The sequence below is a fragment of the Streptomyces sp. A2-16 genome (assembly GCF_018128905.1).
Lineage (GTDB): Bacteria > Actinomycetota > Actinomycetes > Streptomycetales > Streptomycetaceae > Streptomyces.
In genome coordinates, this window is sequence record NZ_CP063808.1 from 8,155,778 (window position 1) to 8,173,115 (window position 17,338).

At 71.8% G+C, this 17,338-nt stretch carries 17 protein-coding genes; 2 read left to right on the top strand and 15 right to left on the bottom strand.

All coding sequences use genetic code 11. The annotated features are described in order from the left end of the window. Window positions 1–23 precede the first annotated feature (23 nt). From acpS to IOD14_RS36680, 8 genes are all read right to left on the bottom strand, one after another. Complete coding sequence (gene acpS / locus IOD14_RS36650; protein WP_123989071.1) at window positions 24–452, bottom strand: holo-ACP synthase; 429 nt, start codon at window positions 450–452, stop codon at window positions 24–26. Further along, window positions 431–1,669: a beta-ketoacyl-[acyl-carrier-protein] synthase family protein gene (locus IOD14_RS36655; RefSeq protein WP_212672547.1), complete on the bottom strand. Its 1,239-nt coding sequence runs from the start codon at window positions 1,667–1,669 to the stop codon at window positions 431–433. Before IOD14_RS36655 ends, acpS begins: the two co-directional genes overlap by 22 nt. Then, window positions 1,666–2,952, bottom strand: coding sequence for a beta-ketoacyl-[acyl-carrier-protein] synthase family protein (locus tag IOD14_RS36660; protein ID WP_123989073.1), 1,287 nt, complete (start codon window positions 2,950–2,952; stop codon window positions 1,666–1,668). The genes IOD14_RS36655 and IOD14_RS36660 overlap by 4 nt, the downstream gene beginning before the upstream one ends. A 4-nt stretch (window positions 2,953–2,956) precedes the next feature. Next, the gene (locus IOD14_RS36665; RefSeq protein ID WP_249126160.1) at window positions 2,957–4,036 is read right to left on the bottom strand and encodes a class I SAM-dependent methyltransferase; all 1,080 of its coding nucleotides are present in this window, start codon (window positions 4,034–4,036) and stop codon (window positions 2,957–2,959) included. Between the two features lie 9 nt (window positions 4,037–4,045). Next, window positions 4,046–5,071 (bottom strand): methyltransferase, encoded by a 1,026-nt coding sequence (locus tag IOD14_RS44615; RefSeq protein WP_123989075.1) that lies wholly within the window; start codon window positions 5,069–5,071, stop codon window positions 4,046–4,048. Next, entirely contained in the window at window positions 5,068–5,475 is a 408-nt protein-coding gene (locus IOD14_RS36670; RefSeq protein ID WP_249126161.1) for a cupin domain-containing protein, read from the bottom strand. The genes IOD14_RS44615 and IOD14_RS36670 overlap by 4 nt, the downstream gene beginning before the upstream one ends. Window positions 5,476–5,723: 248 nt before the next feature. Next, the gene (locus tag IOD14_RS36675; protein WP_212672548.1) at window positions 5,724–6,077 is read right to left on the bottom strand and encodes a cytidine deaminase; all 354 of its coding nucleotides are present in this window, start codon (window positions 6,075–6,077) and stop codon (window positions 5,724–5,726) included. 37 nt (window positions 6,078–6,114) lie between these two features. Continuing rightward, window positions 6,115–6,930 carry a helix-turn-helix transcriptional regulator gene (locus IOD14_RS36680; RefSeq protein ID WP_249126325.1) on the bottom strand — a complete coding sequence of 272 codons (816 nt, stop codon included), beginning with the start codon at window positions 6,928–6,930 and terminating at the stop codon, window positions 6,115–6,117. A gap of 147 nt (window positions 6,931–7,077) precedes the next feature. Here IOD14_RS36680 and IOD14_RS36685 point away from each other — a divergent pair, with 147 nt between their 5' ends. Further along, window positions 7,078–8,511, top strand: coding sequence for an MFS transporter (locus tag IOD14_RS36685; RefSeq protein WP_212672550.1), 1,434 nt, complete (start codon window positions 7,078–7,080; stop codon window positions 8,509–8,511). Here IOD14_RS36685 and IOD14_RS36690 read toward each other — a convergent pair. Genes IOD14_RS36690 through IOD14_RS36705 form a run of 4 tightly spaced genes read right to left on the bottom strand, consistent with a single transcriptional unit; the run spans window position 8,473 to window position 12,773 of the window. Beyond that, window positions 8,473–8,832: an MmcQ/YjbR family DNA-binding protein gene (locus IOD14_RS36690; RefSeq protein ID WP_123989079.1), complete on the bottom strand. Its 360-nt coding sequence runs from the start codon at window positions 8,830–8,832 to the stop codon at window positions 8,473–8,475. The genes IOD14_RS36685 and IOD14_RS36690 overlap by 39 nt on opposite strands. Beyond that, on the bottom strand, window positions 8,829–10,136 hold the full coding sequence (locus tag IOD14_RS36695; protein WP_212672551.1) for a hemolysin family protein: 1,308 nt from the start codon (window positions 10,134–10,136) through the stop codon (window positions 8,829–8,831). The genes IOD14_RS36690 and IOD14_RS36695 overlap by 4 nt, the downstream gene beginning before the upstream one ends. Continuing rightward, the gene (gene ybeY / locus IOD14_RS36700; RefSeq protein ID WP_020136251.1) at window positions 10,133–10,630 is read right to left on the bottom strand and encodes an rRNA maturation RNase YbeY; all 498 of its coding nucleotides are present in this window, start codon (window positions 10,628–10,630) and stop codon (window positions 10,133–10,135) included. The genes IOD14_RS36695 and ybeY overlap by 4 nt, the downstream gene beginning before the upstream one ends. Before the next feature lie 13 nt (window positions 10,631–10,643). Beyond that, window positions 10,644–12,773 carry a PhoH family protein gene (locus IOD14_RS36705; RefSeq protein WP_123989081.1) on the bottom strand — a complete coding sequence of 710 codons (2,130 nt, stop codon included), beginning with the start codon at window positions 12,771–12,773 and terminating at the stop codon, window positions 10,644–10,646. Window positions 12,774–13,026: 253 nt separating this feature from the next. On the opposite strand from IOD14_RS36705, the gene IOD14_RS36710 reads away from it, so the two are divergent. Next, on the top strand, window positions 13,027–13,743 hold the full coding sequence (locus IOD14_RS36710; RefSeq protein ID WP_212672552.1) for an FAD binding domain-containing protein: 717 nt from the start codon (window positions 13,027–13,029) through the stop codon (window positions 13,741–13,743). A 59-nt stretch (window positions 13,744–13,802) separates the two neighbouring features. Here IOD14_RS36710 and IOD14_RS36715 read toward each other — a convergent pair whose 3' ends face one another. The 3 genes from IOD14_RS36715 to IOD14_RS36725 form a co-directional block, all read right to left on the bottom strand. Further along, window positions 13,803–14,933: a PfkB family carbohydrate kinase gene (locus IOD14_RS36715; RefSeq protein ID WP_249126326.1), complete on the bottom strand. Its 1,131-nt coding sequence runs from the start codon at window positions 14,931–14,933 to the stop codon at window positions 13,803–13,805. 136 nt (window positions 14,934–15,069) lie between these two features. Further along, on the bottom strand, window positions 15,070–16,359 hold the full coding sequence (locus tag IOD14_RS36720) for a glucarate dehydratase family protein (protein WP_212672553.1): 1,290 nt from the start codon (window positions 16,357–16,359) through the stop codon (window positions 15,070–15,072). Further along, window positions 16,356–17,309, bottom strand: a complete 954-nt coding sequence (locus IOD14_RS36725; RefSeq protein ID WP_212672554.1) for a 5-dehydro-4-deoxyglucarate dehydratase — start codon at window positions 17,307–17,309, stop codon at window positions 16,356–16,358. Before IOD14_RS36725 ends, IOD14_RS36720 begins: the two co-directional genes overlap by 4 nt. Window positions 17,310–17,338: the final 29 nt, after the last annotated feature.

The window sequence follows — 17,338 nt, forward strand, 5'->3', positions numbered from 1 at the left end:
GTTCGGTCGTTCCTGTGCGGTCGTCAGACGGCGACTGCGATCGCCACGGCGACGCCCGCCTCGTGGGTGATGCTCAGATGCAGTCCGGTGAACGAGGCCAGCCGGAACGCCCGTTCGGCCCGTCCGGACAGCCGTGGCACCGGCTGTCCCGACACCGCGCGGCCGACGTCGATGTCCAGCCAGCCGCAGCCCTGCCCGTAGCCGCCGAGCGTCTTGCGGACCGCCTCCTTGGCCGCGATCCGGCCCGCCATCCGGCAGGCCCGGTGGCGCGGCGAGCCGCCCTCGCACAGGGCCTGCTCGGCGGGGGTGAACAGCCGGTCGCACAGCGGCTGTCCGCGCCGCTCCAGCATGGCCCGCAGCCGCTGTACGTCGACCACGTCGATGCCGACCCCCCGCACCGTCGCGGGGGTGGCCCCGATGACCTGGGCCATCAACGCCTCAGCAGCAGACATGCGTTCACCCCTCCCAGTCCGCGGGAGACCACCAGCGTGTGCTCCCAGCCGGTGTCCCGGCGCGCCCCGTCGCGGACGAGGTCCAGGTCGATGCCCGGTGCCGGTCGGTCCACGTTCACGGTGGGCGGCACCGAGCCCTCCGCCATGGCCCGCAGCGCGAGCGCCACGTCGGCCGGTGCCGCCGCGCCGAGCAGATGCCCGAAGCCGGACTTGGGCGCGGTGACCGGCAGCCGGCCCGCGTCGGCGCCGAACGCCTCGTACAGGGCGTAGCCCTCGGTGACGTCCTCGAAGGGGATGGCCGAGCCGTGCGCGAAGACCGCGCCCAGGTCGCCGCCCGTGATCCCGGCCCGCTCGGTGGCGGTGCTCATGGCCCGGGCCAGCACCTGTCCGGTGGGTTCGACCGTGTAGTACGGCATGTAGCCGTCGGTGCTGACGCCCCAGCCGGCGAGTTCGCCGAGGATCCGGGCGCCGCGGGCCTCGGCGTGCTCCCGGCGTTCGAGCACCAGGAACACCGAGCCCTCGGCGAAGACGCTGCCGCCGTGTCCCGCGTCGAAGGGCCGGTACAGCTCGTGCGGGGCGAGCGAGGCGCGGGCCTTGGCGACCAGCCCGCTGGTCTCCAGGCAGAGCCAGCCGTACGGCGACAGCGGCGCCTCCACCCCGCCCGCGAGCACCACGTCGGCCCGGTCGCGCAGCAGCGCCTCGGCGCCGCCGATCAACGCGTACGCCCCGCTCGCCCGGTCGGCGACGAAGGTGCGGGCGGGCCCCCTGATGCCCTGGTCGATGCAGATGTTGCCCTGCGGTGCCGCCGGGAACCAGGCGGTGGCCTGGTAGGGGCTGACGGCTCGCGGGCCGTCGGTCCACAGCTTGCGCAGCTCCCGTTCGGCGAACTCCCAACCGCCCAGCACGTTGCCGACCATGACGCCGGTGCGTTCCGGGTCGGTGTCCTCGCCCACCACGACCCGGGCGTCCGCCAGCGCCTGGCGGACCGCGTGCACGGCGAGGTGGGTGAAGCGGTCGGTGCGCTTGACGAAGCGGGACGGCAGCTCGCTCTCCGCGTCGAAGCCGGACTGGCCGGCGACCGGGCAGGCGTACGCCGAGGCGTCGAAGCGGTCGATGGCGGCGAGGTGCGAGACCCCGTCGCGGGCGCTCTCCCACAGGGGGTCGAGGCCGGTGCCGGCCGGGGTGAGGGCGCCGATGCCGGTGACGACGACGCTCATCGCGCCACCCCCGCGCGCTCGGCCCGGGCGACCATCGCCGCGTGCAGCCCCGCGAAGCCGCTGGCGTCCTTGAGGATGACCTCGCCGTCCCAGGGACGCCCGGTGCCCGGCACGTAGTCGAGGTCGCAGGAGGGGTCGGGGTTCTCGTAGTTGGCGGTGGGGTGGACGTAGGAGTGCTCCGCGGCGAGGGCGCACAGCACGATCTCCATGGCGCTGGCGGCGGCCAGGGCGTGACCGAGCATGGACTTCGCCGAGTTCACCGGGACCTGGAGGGCGCGCTCGCCGAGCGCGAGCTTGAGGGCGCTGGTCTCGCAGGTGTCGTTCTGCCGGGTGGAGCTGCCGTGCGAGCTGACGTGGTCGATGTCGCCGGGTCGCACCCCGGAGCGCTCGATGGCCTGGCTCATGGCGCGGGTCAGGTCGGCCCCGTCGGAGAGCAGGTCGGTCATGTGGATGGCGTTGGAGCTGTGCGAGAACCCGGCGATCTGGAGATAGGGCGTGGCACCCCGGCGCAGCGCGTGCTCGCGCTCCTCCAGGACGACCACCCCGCAGCCCTCGCCGAGCACGAAGCCGTCGCGGTCGGCGTCGTAGGGGCGCGAGGCCGTCTCGGGGCGGTCCCGGTGGGCGCGGGAGAGACAGTTGATGATCTCGAAGGAGGCGACGGTCACCGGGGTGATCGGTGCCTCGCTGGCCCCCGCGATCATGATGTCGGCGTCGCCGTGGGCGATCGTCTCGAAGGCGTGGCCCACCGCGTCGATACCGCCGATGCAGCCCGTGGACAGAGTCACACAGGGGCCCTGCGCGTTGAGCAGCGCCGACAGCACGGCCCCGGGCGTGTTCGACATGGACGCCAGATACAGGTCGCGGCCGGCCTTGGCGGGGTCGATGGGCAGCCGGCCCTCGTCGGTGACGGCGAGGAACTCCTCCTCCATCTTCGGGGTGCCGCAGATCGCCGTGGACAGGGAGATGCCGGTGCGCTCCGGGGTGTGGCCGCCGGCCTCGAGACCGGCGTCCCGGACGGCCTGGAGGGCCGCCACCACGGCGAACTGGACGTAACGGTCGAGGCGCCGCACCTCCGGGGGCAGCGCGGGGAGCTGCTCCTCGAAATCGGGGACCTCGGCGACCGCGTCCGAGGCGAATTCGAAGGACTTGAAAAGGGTGGAACTCGTGATGTCGGAAAGGGATTTCGTGACGCTCTTGCCCGCCGAGACGGTGTCCCAGAAGGCTTGCTTTCCCGTTCCGGCCGGGCTGACTACTCCGAGCCCGGTGACGACCACTTCTCGCATGGTTTTATCGCCTTTCACCTGTCTGGGCCGTCACCAGCCCCCGTGTGACGCATTCCTTTGCCGTGACGCCGGCTTCTTCCATGAGGGCGCGGTATTCCTCGGCCGCCAGGACCGTGCCGTCGGCGGTGTTGACGAGCAGGCTGAGCGCGAGCATCGGCCGGCTCAGGGCGGGCCCGTCCGGCTGCGGGCGCATGACGTCGGCCACCAGCAGGGTGCCGCCGGGGCGCAGGACACGGGCGGCCTCCCTCAGCAGCCGGGCCGTGTCCGCGGGTCCGGCGAAACGGCCGGCGTGCGCGAGGACGACGGTGTCGAACCCGGCGTCCGGGAACGGCGGGGCGTCGAAGTCGGCGGGCACGAAGCGGAACCGCTCGGCCACCCCGAACTCCTCGGCCCGCGCCCGCGCTTGGGCCAGCAGTGCCGGGTCGTCGTGCGCGGTGACCCGGGCGCCGGGGTCGGCGGCGGCCAGCGCGATGCCCCACTCTCCGGCGCCGCAGGCAAGGTCCAGCACCCGGCCCGCCGGGACGGGCCGCAGCTCACGCACCGCGTCGAAGGCGACCCGGACGGCGAGCGGGAACGCGCCCCCGAACAACCCGGGATGCCGCCCCCGCGCGGCCGGCGCACCGAGGTCCCCGGAGCGCTCGCCGGTACGGACGACCGAGGTCAGCGTGGCCCACCGGTCCCACTGCGCGAGCACGTCGGCGAAGTGCCCGCCGAGACAGCCGGGTCGGCCGTCGACGAGATACGCGCGGGCGAGCCCGGTGAGCCCGAGACGCGGCTCGCCGTCGGCGGTGGGGGGCTCGGACTCCGCCGGCTCGGACCGCCCGTGGCCGTCCGCGGCCAGCAGCCCGAACTCCTCCAGTACGGCGAGCAGATCGCGTACCCCGCGCGGGTCGCAGCCCAGGTCCACGGCGAGTTCGCGGGCGGTGCGCGGGGTCCGGGCCAGTGCGGTGAACACGCCCAGTTCCACCGCCGCACCGAGCGCCCTGGCCCTGGCGAAGCCGAAGTTCAGGGCCAGCAGCGGACCGGGGTCGGGGGCGTTCTCGTAGCGGGCGAGCGCCTCGGCGGGAGACGGTGCGTCCGTCATCACCGGTACCTACTTGGTGGCCGTGAGCAGGCCGGAGAGCAGGGACACGTTCCGGGTCGTGATCCGGCGGAACCCGGCGTCCTCGACCCAGCCGCGGATCTCGTCCACGTCGCGGACCTCGCCCTCCTCGGTGTTGACCAGGAGGATCAGCCCGAACATCGCGGGGAAGAGTCCGGAGGCCAGGGTGGGCATGTGGGAGTGCACCAGCAGCAGCCCGTCGGCGGGCAGATGCGTGTGGATACGGCGCACCAGGTGCGCGGCGCGCTCGGGGCCGTAGCCGTCGAGCACGTGGGAGAGCAGGACGGCGTCGCTCGCCGGCCACTCGTCCGCCATGATGTCGGCGGCCCTGACCTCGACGCGGTCCTCCAGCCCGGCCTCCCGCACGTTGGCGCGGGCCAGGTCGGTCACCGCCGGGTAGTCGAGGGCCGTCACCCGCAGCTCGGGGTGGCGGGTGGCCAGCGCGATGGAGTAGTCGCCGGAGCCGCAGCCCAGGTCGACGACATGGCGGACGCCGTCCAGCGGGGCGGCCTCGGCGAGCTTGCCCGCCTGGAGCCGGGAGCTGACCCGCATGGCCTGGATGAGCCGCCCGGTGCCCTCGCGGCCCTCGCCCTGGGCGGCGCCCTGGTCGCGGTACCCCTGCTTGAGGACACGCTGGTTGAGCGAGGCGTTGCTGCGGACGGCCTCGTCGAGGCGGGCGAAGTGGCCGAAGTGGGAGTTCTGGTGGGCGGCGAACCCGCCCATGTACTCGGGGCGGCCGGCCACGAGATAGCGGCTGGCCTCCTCGGAGTTGAGGTACCTGCCGTCCTCGGCGCGCACCAGCTCCAGGCCGGTGAGCGCGACCAACAGGGCGCGGACGGGGCGCCGTTCGAGGCCGAGTCCGTCGGCCAGTTCGGCCAGGGTGGCGGGCTGCTTCTCCAGTGCCTCGAAGACGCCGAGGTCGATCGCCGTGAAGACGGCCTTGGACTGGAGGTAGGCGGTCAGGACGGAGTGGACCCGGGAGGAGTCGAGGTCCGCGGCTGCCGTGGTGGTGGTCACTTGCGCTCCAGGAGGCTCGTGTACTCGGGCATCTGCGTGTACTCGTAGGGGTCCTCGGAGAGGAACACGTTGCGCACGGGGGGTCGTTCGCACGGGGCGACGACGAGGAAACGGCAGGTCTGGTCGGGGCCGGTGACGAAGCCGTGCGGTTCGCCGCGCGGGATGAAGATGGCCTCGCCCGGTCCGACCTGCTCGGTGCGGCCCTGGTCGGGCAGGACGAGGCCCATGGAGCCGTCGAGCACGTATATCTCGTGCTCCCAGTCGTGGTGATGGGGTGGGGTGGAGCCGTTCGGCGCCACCTCGAACTCGGTGAGGACGAAGCGGTCGGCGCCGTCGGGGGTGTCGATCAGTTTCCGGTGCGTGGTTTCCTTCGCGCCCGGTTCCCTTACGATTTCCGCCTTCACTTCGGTTCGGTGCACGCGTTTCATCGGCCGCCTTTCCGATCGCGGGGACCCGTCGTCCCGGGTTTTCAGAAAGTGACTCTATGGCGGCACCGCGGAAACCTTCTACGGACAGCAGTCACCATCACCGGGTGACAATGTCCTCTCCCCGACCGGGACAAGTGCCCACCCCGAAGGGACAATCACCCGGCCCTATTCCGGTACGGAAAACAAAACGTCACGCGGCGGAAATGTTGAGCGAATAAAAAGCGTCAGCCGGCCGACTGGGTCAGCCGTACCGTCCCGTCCGGTGCAGCGACAAGCACCGGGGTGCCCGCCCCGCCGAGATCCCGCACAGCGGCCAGGTCCTCCGGCGCGGCGGCCTCCGCCGCGGTCACCACGGCCGCCGCCTCCAGCGATTTCGCCCCGGACGCCACGGCCATCGCCACGGCCGTCCGCAGAGCGCTCAACCGCAACGAATCCAGGCTCACGGTCCCGGCGACATACGTCCGCCCCGTCTCGTCCCGTACGGCCGCCCCCTCGGGCACCCCGTTACGGGCCCGCGCCGAACGGGCCAGGGTGACGATCTTGCGGTCCTCGGGGTCAAGCGCGCTGTTGTCGGTCATGACAGGAGCATACGAAGCACGCCCGGCGCCGGGCGCGTCACCCCGCCACCGGGTACATCGCGCCGCGCCGCCCCTCCGGTGAGGCCAGCCACTCCAGTTTGGCGGCGGTGTTCGCCTCGTCCAGCGGGGTGTGCAGGACGACCGTCAGGTCGGAGCGGGCCGGCACCCTCATCGCCGTGGACTCCACGCACAGCAGCCCGACCAGCGGATGGTCGAGCTCCTTGCGGATCACCCCGGCGTCCTCGATGTCCCGCCGCTCCCACAGCGCGACGAACTCGGCGCTCGACTCCATGACCCGGGCCAGCACCTCCTGGTACCCCTCGTCGTCCGGCCTCGCCGAGGAGGCCGCCCGGAACTGGGCGACGACGGTGCGCGCGTTCTGTTCCCAGCTGTGTGATCGCGACCGGTACAGCGGGTCGGTGAAGAAGTCCACGAGACAGTTCTGGGTGTTCTCCGGCCGCATCCCGAGCACCCACCCGGCGGCGTCGTTGTACAGCACGCAGTTGTAGTACGCGTCCATGATGTGCGCCGGGTACGGCATCCAGGCGTCGATCAGCCGCCGCAGCGCCTCGCAGCCTTGGTCGGCGGCCGGTTCCGGCGCGGGCGGGTTCAGCCCGGCGAGGACGTACAGGTGCCGCCGCTCGGCGTTGCTGAGCCGCAGCACTCGCCCGACGGAGTCGAGGACCTGCGGGGAGACGGAGATGTCCCGCCCCTGCTCCAGCCACTGGTACCAGGAGGCGCCCACACCGGCGAGCACGGCGACCTCCTCGCGCCGCAGGCCGGGCGTCCGCCGCCGCGCCCCGCCGTCCGGCAGCCCGGCCTCGGCGGGCGAGACCCGCGCCCGCCGGCTCATCAGGAACTCGCGCAGCTCACGGTGCCGCTCGCTCTTGGGTACGGCCTCAGGCACGGACGCTTCCCCCTCGTTTGTTGCCTGGTGGTGCCACCACCAGCACAACTTGCCGCTCCCCACGGCTATTCCGCCGGCCGCAGGCTCTTGCCCATGGCGATCGACACCACAAGCCCCACCACCGACTCGCTCGACACCCCCCGGCTGTCGACACGCGACAAGCTCGTCCTGTTCGTCCTGTGCGCCGCCCAGTTCATGGTCGCGCTGGACTTCTCCGTCCTGAACGTCGCCCTGCCCGTCCTCGGCGCGGACCTCGGCATGAGCCCGTCCGCCCTGCAGTGGGCGGTCACGGCGTTCGCGCTGCCGTCCGGCGGCTTCCTGCTGCTGTTCGGCCGCATCGGAGACCTCTACGGCCGCAAGAAGCTCTTCCTGGCGGGCCTCGCCCTGTTCGGCGCGGCCTCCCTGCTCGCGACCTTCGCCTGGGACCCGGCGTCCTTCCTCGCCGGACGCGCCCTGCAGGGTCTCGGCGCGGCGGCGATCGTGCCGACCGGCATGTCCCTGCTGACCACGACCTTCCCGGAGGGCCCGGCCCGCGACCGCGCCCTGGGCATCTCCGGCACCCTGCTCTCGCTCGGCTTCACCGTCGGCATGGTGGCCGGCGGCACCCTCACGGACACCCTCGGCTGGCGCTCCACGATGGGCCTGCTCACCCTGTTCGCCCTGATCGTGCTCCCGCTGGCCCCCGCCCTGGTGCCGGAGTCCCGCACTCCGGACCGCCCGCGTCTGGACGTGCCCGGCGCGATCACGGTCACCGCGGGCCTGCTCGCCCTGATCTACGCCCTGTCGACGGCCGCCGACCACGGCTTCGGCCGCCCGGACGTCGTCGTCACCCTCGTCACGGGCCTGCTGCTCCTCGCCGCCTTCGTCAAGGTCGAGTCCGGTACGGCGCAGCCCCTGGTGTCCCTGCCCATGCTGCGCCGCCGCACGGTGGCGTGGGGCAACATCGGCGGTCTGGTCACCTTCTCGATGATGTCGACGGTCGTCTTCGCACTGACCCTCTACCTCCAGGAGATCCTGCACCTGTCGGCCTTCGAGACCGGCCTCGTCTTCGGCGTCCAGGGCGTTCTGTCGGCGGTGGCCGGCGCCTACGCCCCGAAGGTCATCGGCCGGTTCGGCCCGCGCCGCTCACTGGTCGGCTCGCTCGTCGGCCAGGGCGCGCTGACCGCCGCCCTGCTCGGCCTGGACTCCGGGACCTGGTCCGTGTGGCTCGCCACGGCCGCCGTCTCCCTGGCCAGCATGTGCCACCTGGGCGCGATCATCTCGTACGGCGTCACGGTCACCTCCGGCGTCCCGGACGAGGAGCAGGGCCTGGCCACCGGCCTGGTCACCTCCACGCAGCAGGTGGGCCTGACCGTGGGCATCCCGCTGCTGGGCGTCCTCGCCACCACCTCGGACGACCTGCTGTCCGGTGTCCACACGGTCCTCGCCCTGGACACAGCGCTCGTGCTGGCGGCGGCGGTCCTGGTCGCGGTGGGTCTGCGGGTGCGCTCAGGGGCGGTCGAGGCGGAGCCGCTCGGCGCGCGGTAGACCGGCCACCACCAGGTCGTACGAGTCCTCGACGAGCTCCCGGACCAGACGGTCCGGGAGCTCGCCGTCGACGGTGACGGTGTTCCAGTGACGCTTGTTCATGTGGTAGCCGGGGATGATCAGCCCGGGGTGGTCGGCGCGGAGCCGGATCGCGTCCTCGGGGTCGCACTTGAGGTTGACCGTCAGGGGGCGGTTGTCCAGCCAGCTCAGGGCGAACATCTTGCCGAGCACCTTGAAGACCGAGATCTCCGGGCTGAACGGGAAGTCCTCCACCGCCGCGTTGAACGACAGGCACAGGGCGCGCAGTTCCTCGGCGGTCACTCGGACTCCTTCTCCGCTTCCACCGGTTCCTGGGCGCCCACCGGCTCCACCAGCACCGTCACGATCTTGTTCCGGCGTCCGGCGGCGGCCTCCGCGGTCAGTCGCAGCCCGCGCCCGTCGGGAAGCTCCACGACGGAGGACGCCCCGGCGATGGGCACCCGGCCCAGTGCCTTCGCGAGCAGCCCGCCCACGGTCTCCACGTCCTCGTCGTCGTACTCCTCGAGCCCGTACAGCTCGCCGAGGTCGGTGATGTCGAGGCGCGCGGTGACCCGGTGGCGGTCGTCGCCGAGGTCCTCCACCGGCGGGAGTTCACGGTCGTACTCGTCGGTGATCTCGCCGACGATCTCCTCGAGGATGTCCTCGATGGTGACGATGCCGGCCGTGCCGCCGTACTCGTCGATGACGACGGCCACGTGGTTGCGGTCCTGCTGCATCTCGCGCAGCAGGTCACCGGCGTTCTTGGTGTCGGGCACGAAGGCCGCGGGCCGCATGGCCGTGGAGACCAGCTCGCTCTCCGCGTCCCGGCTGATGTGCGTCTTGCGGACCAGGTCCTTCAGATACACGATCCCGACGACGTCGTCCTCGCTCTCCCCGGTGACGGGTATGCGCGAAAACCCGGACCTGAGGGCCAGGGTCAGGGCCTGACGGATCGTCTTGTAGCGCTCGATGACGACGAGGTCGGTCCGCGGGACCATGACCTCCCGCACCAGGGTGTCGCCCAGCTCGAAGACCGAGTGCACCATCCGGCGCTCCTCGTCCTCGATCAGGGACTCCTTCTCGGCGAGGTCGACCAGTGCGCGCAGCTCCGCCTCGGAGGCGAACGGGCCCCGGCGGAAGCCCTTGCCGGGGGTGAGCGCGTTGCCGATGAGAATCAGCAACGACGGGATCGGGCCCATGATCCGGGCCAGCGGGAGCAGGATGTACGCGGCCGCGGTCGCCGTGTTGAGGGGGTGCTGGCGGCCGATGGTGCGCGGGGACACGCCCACCGCCACGTACGACACCAGCACCATGACGCCGATCGCGACCAGCAGGGCCCGGGTGGTGCCCGGGAACTCCTGGAGACAGGCGTAGGTGACCAGGGCGGCCGCCGCCATCTCGCAGGCGACGCGCACCAGCAGCGCCACGTTGAGATAGCGGGTCGGGTCGGCGGCGATCTGCGCGAGCTTGGCGCTGCCCCGCCGGCCGTTCCGTACGGCTTCCTCGGCGCGGAAGCTGGAGACGCGCGCGAGGCCCGCCTCCGCGCAGGCGGCGAGCCAGGCGACGACGACCAGGGCGATCGCGCCGGAGACCAGGGGCAGGCTCATGAGACGGTCGGCGCGGGGGACGGGCCGGTCAGCCCCTTCTCCTGCCGCCATCCGTCCACGATGGCCGCCTGCAGGCCGAACATCTCGGCCTTCTCGTCGGGCTCCTCGTGGTCGTAGCCGAGCAGGTGCAGCACGCCGTGGACGGTGAGGAGCTGGAGCTCCTCGTCCATGGAGTGCTGCGTCTCGGCCTCCTCGCCCTGCTTCTTGGCGACCTCGGGACACAGCACGATGTCGCCGAGGAGGCCCTGCGGGGGCTCGTCGTCGTCCTTGCTGGGCGGCCTGAGCTCGTCCATCGGGAAGGACATGACGTCGGTGGGCCCCGGCAGGTCCATCCACTGGATGTGCAGCTGCTCCATGGCATCTTCGTCCACGACGATCACCGAGAGTTCGGAGAGCGGGTGGATGCGCATCCGCGCGAGCGCGTAGCGGGCGATGTCGAGGATCGCCTGCTCGTCGACCTCGGTTCCGGACTCGTTGTTGACGTCGATCGACATGGTGCTGGCTTGTCTACTTCCGCTTGTTCCGGCCGCCCTTGTGGGTGCCGTTCTCCGTACCGTTCTCGTTGTCGTACTTCTCGTACGCGTCGACGATACGGCCGACCAGCCTGTGCCGTACGACGTCCTGGGACGACAGGCGGGAGAAGTGCACGTCGTCGAGGCCCTCCAGGATGTCCTGGACCTGGCGCAGGCCCGACTTGGTGCCGTTGGGAAGGTCGACCTGGGTCACGTCACCCGTGATGACGATCTTCGAGTCGAAGCCGAGCCGGGTGAGGAACATCTTCATCTGCTCGGGGGAGGTGTTCTGGGCCTCGTCGAGGATGATGAAGGCGTCGTTGAGGGTGTTGTGCGTGAGCAGGTAGTCCTGCGTGACGTACAGCGAGTCCTCGGCCGCCACCTGGATGCAGACCGTCTCCTCCCGGCCCGCGGGCTCGATGCTGTCGATGAACCGCATCGGGCGTCCGCCGCCTCCCGCCGCGCGGTACTTGTCGCGCTTGCGGGCGAGACGGAACGGTTCAATGCCTTCGGGCAGACGGATGTCGACGACGTGACTGTCGTAGCGGTGGGCAGCCAGTGCTGTGCCCTGCTTGCGGTCTTCGGCGAGACGACGACGCGTGTAGGCGACGCCGCCGAGCGACTGGACCAAGGCGATGAGGTCGTCACGCAGGAGGATCGACGCGGTCGAGAACTGAACCCGGCAGGTGCGGTCTTTCTGCGTGACGGGTCCACCGTCGGAATCGAGCAGACCCTGGAGGACTGCCAGTCGTACGTCGGCCGAGTTGTACAGGTAGTCGTCCGGGACGAACTTGGTGTGCGAGCGAGTACGCAGGAGATCCAGCTCGCGCATGACCCGCGTGACGGGATTCTCCAGGGTGACCACGTCGCCGGGGGACTTGATCCGGTTGAGTACGTAGTCGGGCCCGCTCTTGTGTCGTACCGCCACACCGGGCAGCGCGGCCTCCAGAGCCTCGGCCAGCTCGCGGTCCTCGGTCGCGAAAGACGGAGTGGTACTTCCCGTCAGGCACCCGTCGCCCAGAAGAAGTCCCAGGGCGTACGGGTCCAGGGGAACCTGACGCTCAGGGAAACTGACCGGCGCCGTGAGCATCGGCAGCTCATACCTGCGAGCATGCGCCGCCCGCAGATTGCCGATCATCTCCTGGGTCTCCAGGACCCGCCACGGCTTGTCCCGGCGCTTGTCGTCGCGCGTCCTCACCGTCCACAGGTGCTCACCGCAGGCCAGGGTCCAGGAGCCGTCCTGGGCCGTGACGCGATAGACGTCCTTCTCGCCCTGCGGGTACACGCCAAGAACCGGAGTCGGCTCGCCGTTGGAGCCAACAACCAGGTCACCGACCTGGAGGTCCCCGATAGGACGCCAGCCGTCCGGCGTCAGTACGTTCGTGAAGCGCGGTTGCGCGCGCCCACGCATGTACGCCAGCGGCGCCACCTCGATCGTCCCCGACGCCATCAGCTTCGGGATCGAGTCCGGGTCGAGCATGTCGTGCAGCGCGTCGTACAGCGGGCGCAGGTACGGGTCGATCTTCTCGTAGAGCGTGCCCGGCAGGAAGCCGAGGCGCTCCCCCGCCTCCACCGCCGGCCGGGTCAGGATGATGCGGTTGACCTGCTTGGACTGCAGGGCCTGCACCGCCTTGGCCATGGCGAGGTAGGTCTTGCCGGTACCGGCGGGGCCGATGCCGAAGACGATCGTGTGCTTGTCGATCGCGTCGACGTACCGCTTCTGGTTGAGGGTCTTGGGGCGGATGGTGCGGCCGCGCGAGGACAGGATGTTCTGTGTGAGCACCTCGGCCGGGGTCTCCTGGCCGTCGCTCGTCCCGTTCTCACTCGCTCGCAGCATGGCGATCGAGCGTTCCACTGCGTCCTCCGTCATCGGCTGTCCGGTGCGGAGCACCAGCATCATCTCGTCGAACAGGCGCTGGACGAGGGCGACGTCGGCCGCCTCGCCGGTGGCGCTGATCTCATTGCCCCGGACATGGATGTCGGCCGCCGGGAAGGCCTTCTCGATCACGCGCAGGAGGGAGTCTCCGGACCCCAGGACCGAGACCATGGGGTGCTGGGCGGGGACGGTGAACTGTGCTCTCGCCTGCCCCTGCGCGGGGGTGTGACCTGTGGGTGTCTGAGTCATGGGCCGGCGCTGAAGGCCTGCGGTTCCTCCTCGTCACGGCCGCGCAACTGGAGGCGGCCTCGCGGTTTCAAGGGTACGACGGTGCACCGACAACGCCGTAGGGCTTTTCGACGACGAGGGCGCCCTCTCTGCAGCGGTGAGCCCTGCATGCTCCCCCCGTGCCCCGGGGAGGATTGCGTTCGCTACCACGTGTGTTCGAAGACCTGGACGGCGGCGGTGGCCGCGAAGTCCGTACGGAGAAAGCGGGAAGCCCGTGCTGTTGCGTCTGCCCACCTCCCTGTCCGAGGCACAGGAGTGTCTGACCGACGGGGCGATACCCGTCGGCGGCGCCACGCTCGTGTGGGCCGCCTGGCAACGCGACGGCTTCCCCGAGCAGGCCGTGTCGCTGCGCGAGGTGCCGGAGGCGAACGTCCTGGGGGGCGGGGAGATCGGGGCGGCGGTCCTGCTGCACCGGATCGACGAGCGGGTGCCGGAGGTGCTGCGCCGGGCCGCGGCCGGCATCGGCACGGGGGCGGTGCGCCGGACCGCCACGGTCGGCGGGAACATCGTCGGCAGCACCCTGCGCTGTCTGCTGCCCGCGGCACTCGTCCTGGACGCCCGTGCGCGGGTGCTGGCGGCGGAGGGCCCCTTCGACGCCGAGCTCGGCGAAGTGCTCGCGAAGAAGCCGCTGCTGCTGAGCCTGCGCTGGAGCGATCCGCTGGTCAGCGGCTACCGCAAGGTGGCCGAGGCCCCCGGCGGCCCCCCGCCCCTGGTCGTCGCCACGGCCGTGCACCCCGGCACCCGTCCGGTCCTGTGGGTCGCCGTCCGGGACGGCTACGACTTCCTGGCCGAGAGCGTCCCCTGCGACGGGGGCCCGGACAGCGTGCTGGACGCCCTGGGCACCACGGCGCTCGCGGCGCTGCCCGCCGAGGCCCGAGAGGTGGTCAGGGAACAGGTGCTGTCGACACTGCAGCGGGCCGACGACCACTGACGGCCCGGCCCGCACCGCGCTCACGAGGACGGGCCGCGGTGCCACCCGGCCCGGTGTCCTCAGGTCGACCGGCCGAACCCGATCGTCGGGACCGCTCTCCGCAGGGGCCAGCCGGGGGCCTCCTCCTCGGGGACCAGGTCCGCCAGGAACGCGTACCGGCGCAGCGCGGCCGGGTCCTGGGAGTCGACGGACTGGACCCTGCGCCACCAGGCGCCGATCTCGGACCAGCCCGGCGCGGACAGGGAGCCGCCGAACTCCTGGACGGAGAGCGCGGCGATCAGCCCTGCGAAGGCCAGCCGGTCCGCCAGCGGCCAGCCCGCGAGGGTGCCGGTGACGAAGCCGGCCACGAAGACGTCCCCGGCGCCGGTCGGGTCGAGCGCCTCGACCTCGATCGCCGGGACCTCGGCGGCCTCACCGGTGCGCCGGTCCACCGCGTAGGCGCCGTCCGCGCCGAGGGTGACCACGGCGAGCGGCACATGTTCGGTGAGGGCGTGCGCGGCCTCGCGGGGGCAGGTGGCGCCGGTGTAGCGCATCGCCTCCTGCGCGTTCGGCAGGAAGGCCTCGCAGTGTTCGAGGTCGGCGAGGCCCGCCAGGTCCCAGGCACCGGTCTCGTCCCAGCCGACGTCGGCGAAGATGCGGGTGCCGTCGTGTGCCGCCTGGGCGATCCACGGGGCGCGCTTGCCCGGCTCCAGCGACGCCACCGCCGCTCGCGCCTGTGGCGGGCGGTTGGGCGCGGGCTCCGCGGAGGGCGGCTCGTGGCCGTGGGAGACCATGGTGCGCTCGCCCTCGTACGCCATCGACACGGTGACCGGGGAGTGCCAGCCGGGGACCCTGCGCGACGGGGAGAGGTCGATGCCCTCGCCCTGCTCCAGGGCGTCCCAGCAGTACTCGCCGTAGTGGTCGTCGCCGAAGGCCGCGGCCAGCGAGGTGCGCAGGCCGAGCCGGGCCAGGGCCGTCGCCATGTTCGCCACACCGCCGGGGCTCGACCCCATCCCGCGCGCCCAGGACTCGGTCCCGCGCACGGGGGCGGAGCCGAGCCCGGTGAAGATGATGTCGAGGAAGACGGTGCCGGTGAGGTAGACGTCCCAGGGCGGGTCGCCGGGTGCGCGCACGGCGGCCAGGGGATCGAGCTGGGCCTGGCACTGCCCGGCCCTCCCGTTGTACGACGGTCCCTTCCCGTTGGACGCGATCACGGTGAGCTCCCTGCGCGTGGTGCCGATCAGGCCAGTCTGCACCACAGCGCCGACAAGGGTCCGCCGCTCACCCCCGACCCGCCCACCACATCGGTCGGCCGTGGCCGCGCCCGGCTTCGTCCCGTGGCCGCGCCTACCAGCGGGGCACGGCCGGCGTCACCCATCCCGGCTCGGCGACCCGCATGGCCGCGGCATCGTCCCGCTCGCGCAGCGAACCGTCGTCGTCCAGCCACCGCCGGTGCAGGAACTCCACCTTCTCCCGGTCGAGTTCGACGCCGAGCCCGGGTGCGTCGGACACCGCGACCCTGCCGTCGGAGAAGGCGAGCCGCTCGGTCAGCACGTCCTCCGACTGCCACGGGTAGTGCGAGTCGCAGGCGTGGTGGAGGTTCGGCACCGTGGAGGCCACCTGCGTCATCGCGGCCAGGGAGATGCCCAGGTGCGTGTTGGAGTGCATCGACACCCCCACCCCGAAGGTCCGGCAGATCGCGGCGAGTTGCTGGGTGTTCCGCAGCCCGCCCCAGTAGTGGTGATCGGACAGCACCACCTGGACCGCGTCCCGGGCGAACGCCTCCTTGATCTCCGCGAAGGTCGTCACGCACATGTTGGTGGCGAGCGGGACGCCGGTCCCGGCGGACACCTCCGCCATCGCGGCGGTCCCCAGCGCGGGATCCTCCAGGTACTCCAGGACGTCCCCGAGTTCCTCGGCCACCCTCAGCGAGGTCGCCACGCTCCAGGCCCCGTTGGGGTCGAGCCGCAGAGGGTGTCCGGGAAAGGCCTCGGCAAGCGCCCTGATGGCCGCGATCTCCTCGTCCGGCGGAAACACCCCGCCCTTGAGCTTGAAGGACGTGAAGCCGTACCGCTCGGTGAACAGCCGGGCCTGCTCCACCACCCCCGCCGGGTCGAGAGCCGCCCCCCAGTCGTCCTTCTCACAGGCCACGCCCTCGGGGTGCGCGGCCCACTTGTAGAACAGGTAGGCGCTGTACTCGACCGCGTCCCGCACCTTGCCCCCGAGCAGCGCGTGCACCGGCAGGCCCAGCGCCCTGCCCAGCGCGTCGAGACAGGCCACCTCGAACCCGGAGACGACGGACAGCCGCAGTTTGTCGGCGGTCTGCACGCCCCGCAGCCCTCCGACGTCGACCTGGCCGGAGACCTGGGAGGAGTCGACGGCCACCTGGTCCGCGAGCGTGAACAGGCCGTTCAGATCCCCGACCTGACGTCCGATCAGCTTGCTCGCGAACGGCCGGGCCAGCTCCAGGTACTTGGTGTCGCCGTACGTCTCCCCGACCCCCGTGACCCCGTCGGCGGTCTCGACCTCGACGATCAGCCGGGGCGTGTAGGGCTGGTGGACGCCCTGCGTGTTCAGCAGCGGCGGATCCGCGACGAGGATCGGTGTCAGCCGGACATCGGCGATGGTGAGGTTCACAGCGCGGCTCCTACGAGGTCGAGGCCGGTGGTCAGCAGCAGGCGCAGGTCGGCCAGGTCGGCGTCGGACGGGTCGGTGAGGGGTGCGCGCACGGGTCCGACCGGGCGCCCCCGCAGCCGTGCCGCCGCCTTCACCAGGGAGACGGCGTACCCGGGCACCCGGTCCCGGAGCTCGACGAGCGGAACGTAGAAGTCGCGCAGCAGCTTCTCGACGGTGCCGTGGCCCCGGTCGCCGTCGCGCAGTGCGCCGAAGAACGCGTCGGCGATCTCGGGGGCGAAGGCGTGGACGGCGGAGGAGTAGGCGGGGACGCCGACGGTGGCGTAGGCGCGGGCCTGGATCTCGGCGGTGGAGGCGCCGTTGAAGAACAGGAAGTCCTCGGGCGCGGCCAGTGTGAGGCGCTGGAGCCGGTCGAGGTCGCTGTGCCCGTCCTTGAGCCCGATGACCCCGGGGATCCCGGTGATGCGCCGGAACGCGTCCAGGCCGAAGGCGACCTGGCCGCGCTGGTAGGCGATGAGCGGCAGCCGGGTTCGCGCCGCGATCTGCTCCAGCTGGGCGACCAGCCCGTCCTGCGGGGCGGCGACCAGGTAGTGCGGGAGGACCAGCAGGGCGTCGGCCCCCGCCTCCTCGGCGATGCGGGCGAAGCGGACGGCCTGCGCCCAGCCGTAGCCGGTCCCGGCGACGACGGGCACCCGGCCGCCGGCCTCCTCGACCGCGATGGTGACGACCTGGCGGTACTCGTCCTCGTCCAGGGAGAAGAACTCACCGGTGCCGCAGGCGGGGAAGACCGCGCCGGGTCCTGTGGCGATCTGCGCGGCGACGTGGGCGCGGAAGCCGTCCGGGTCGAGGCCGCCGTCGTCGTGGAAGCTCGTGAGCGGGAACGACAGCACACCGCGTGCCATGCCCTCCCGCAGCCGTCGGGCCGTGTCCGGGTCGGAGGTCACCCTCGCCATCTCCCTATGTAGACGATATCTACGTATGA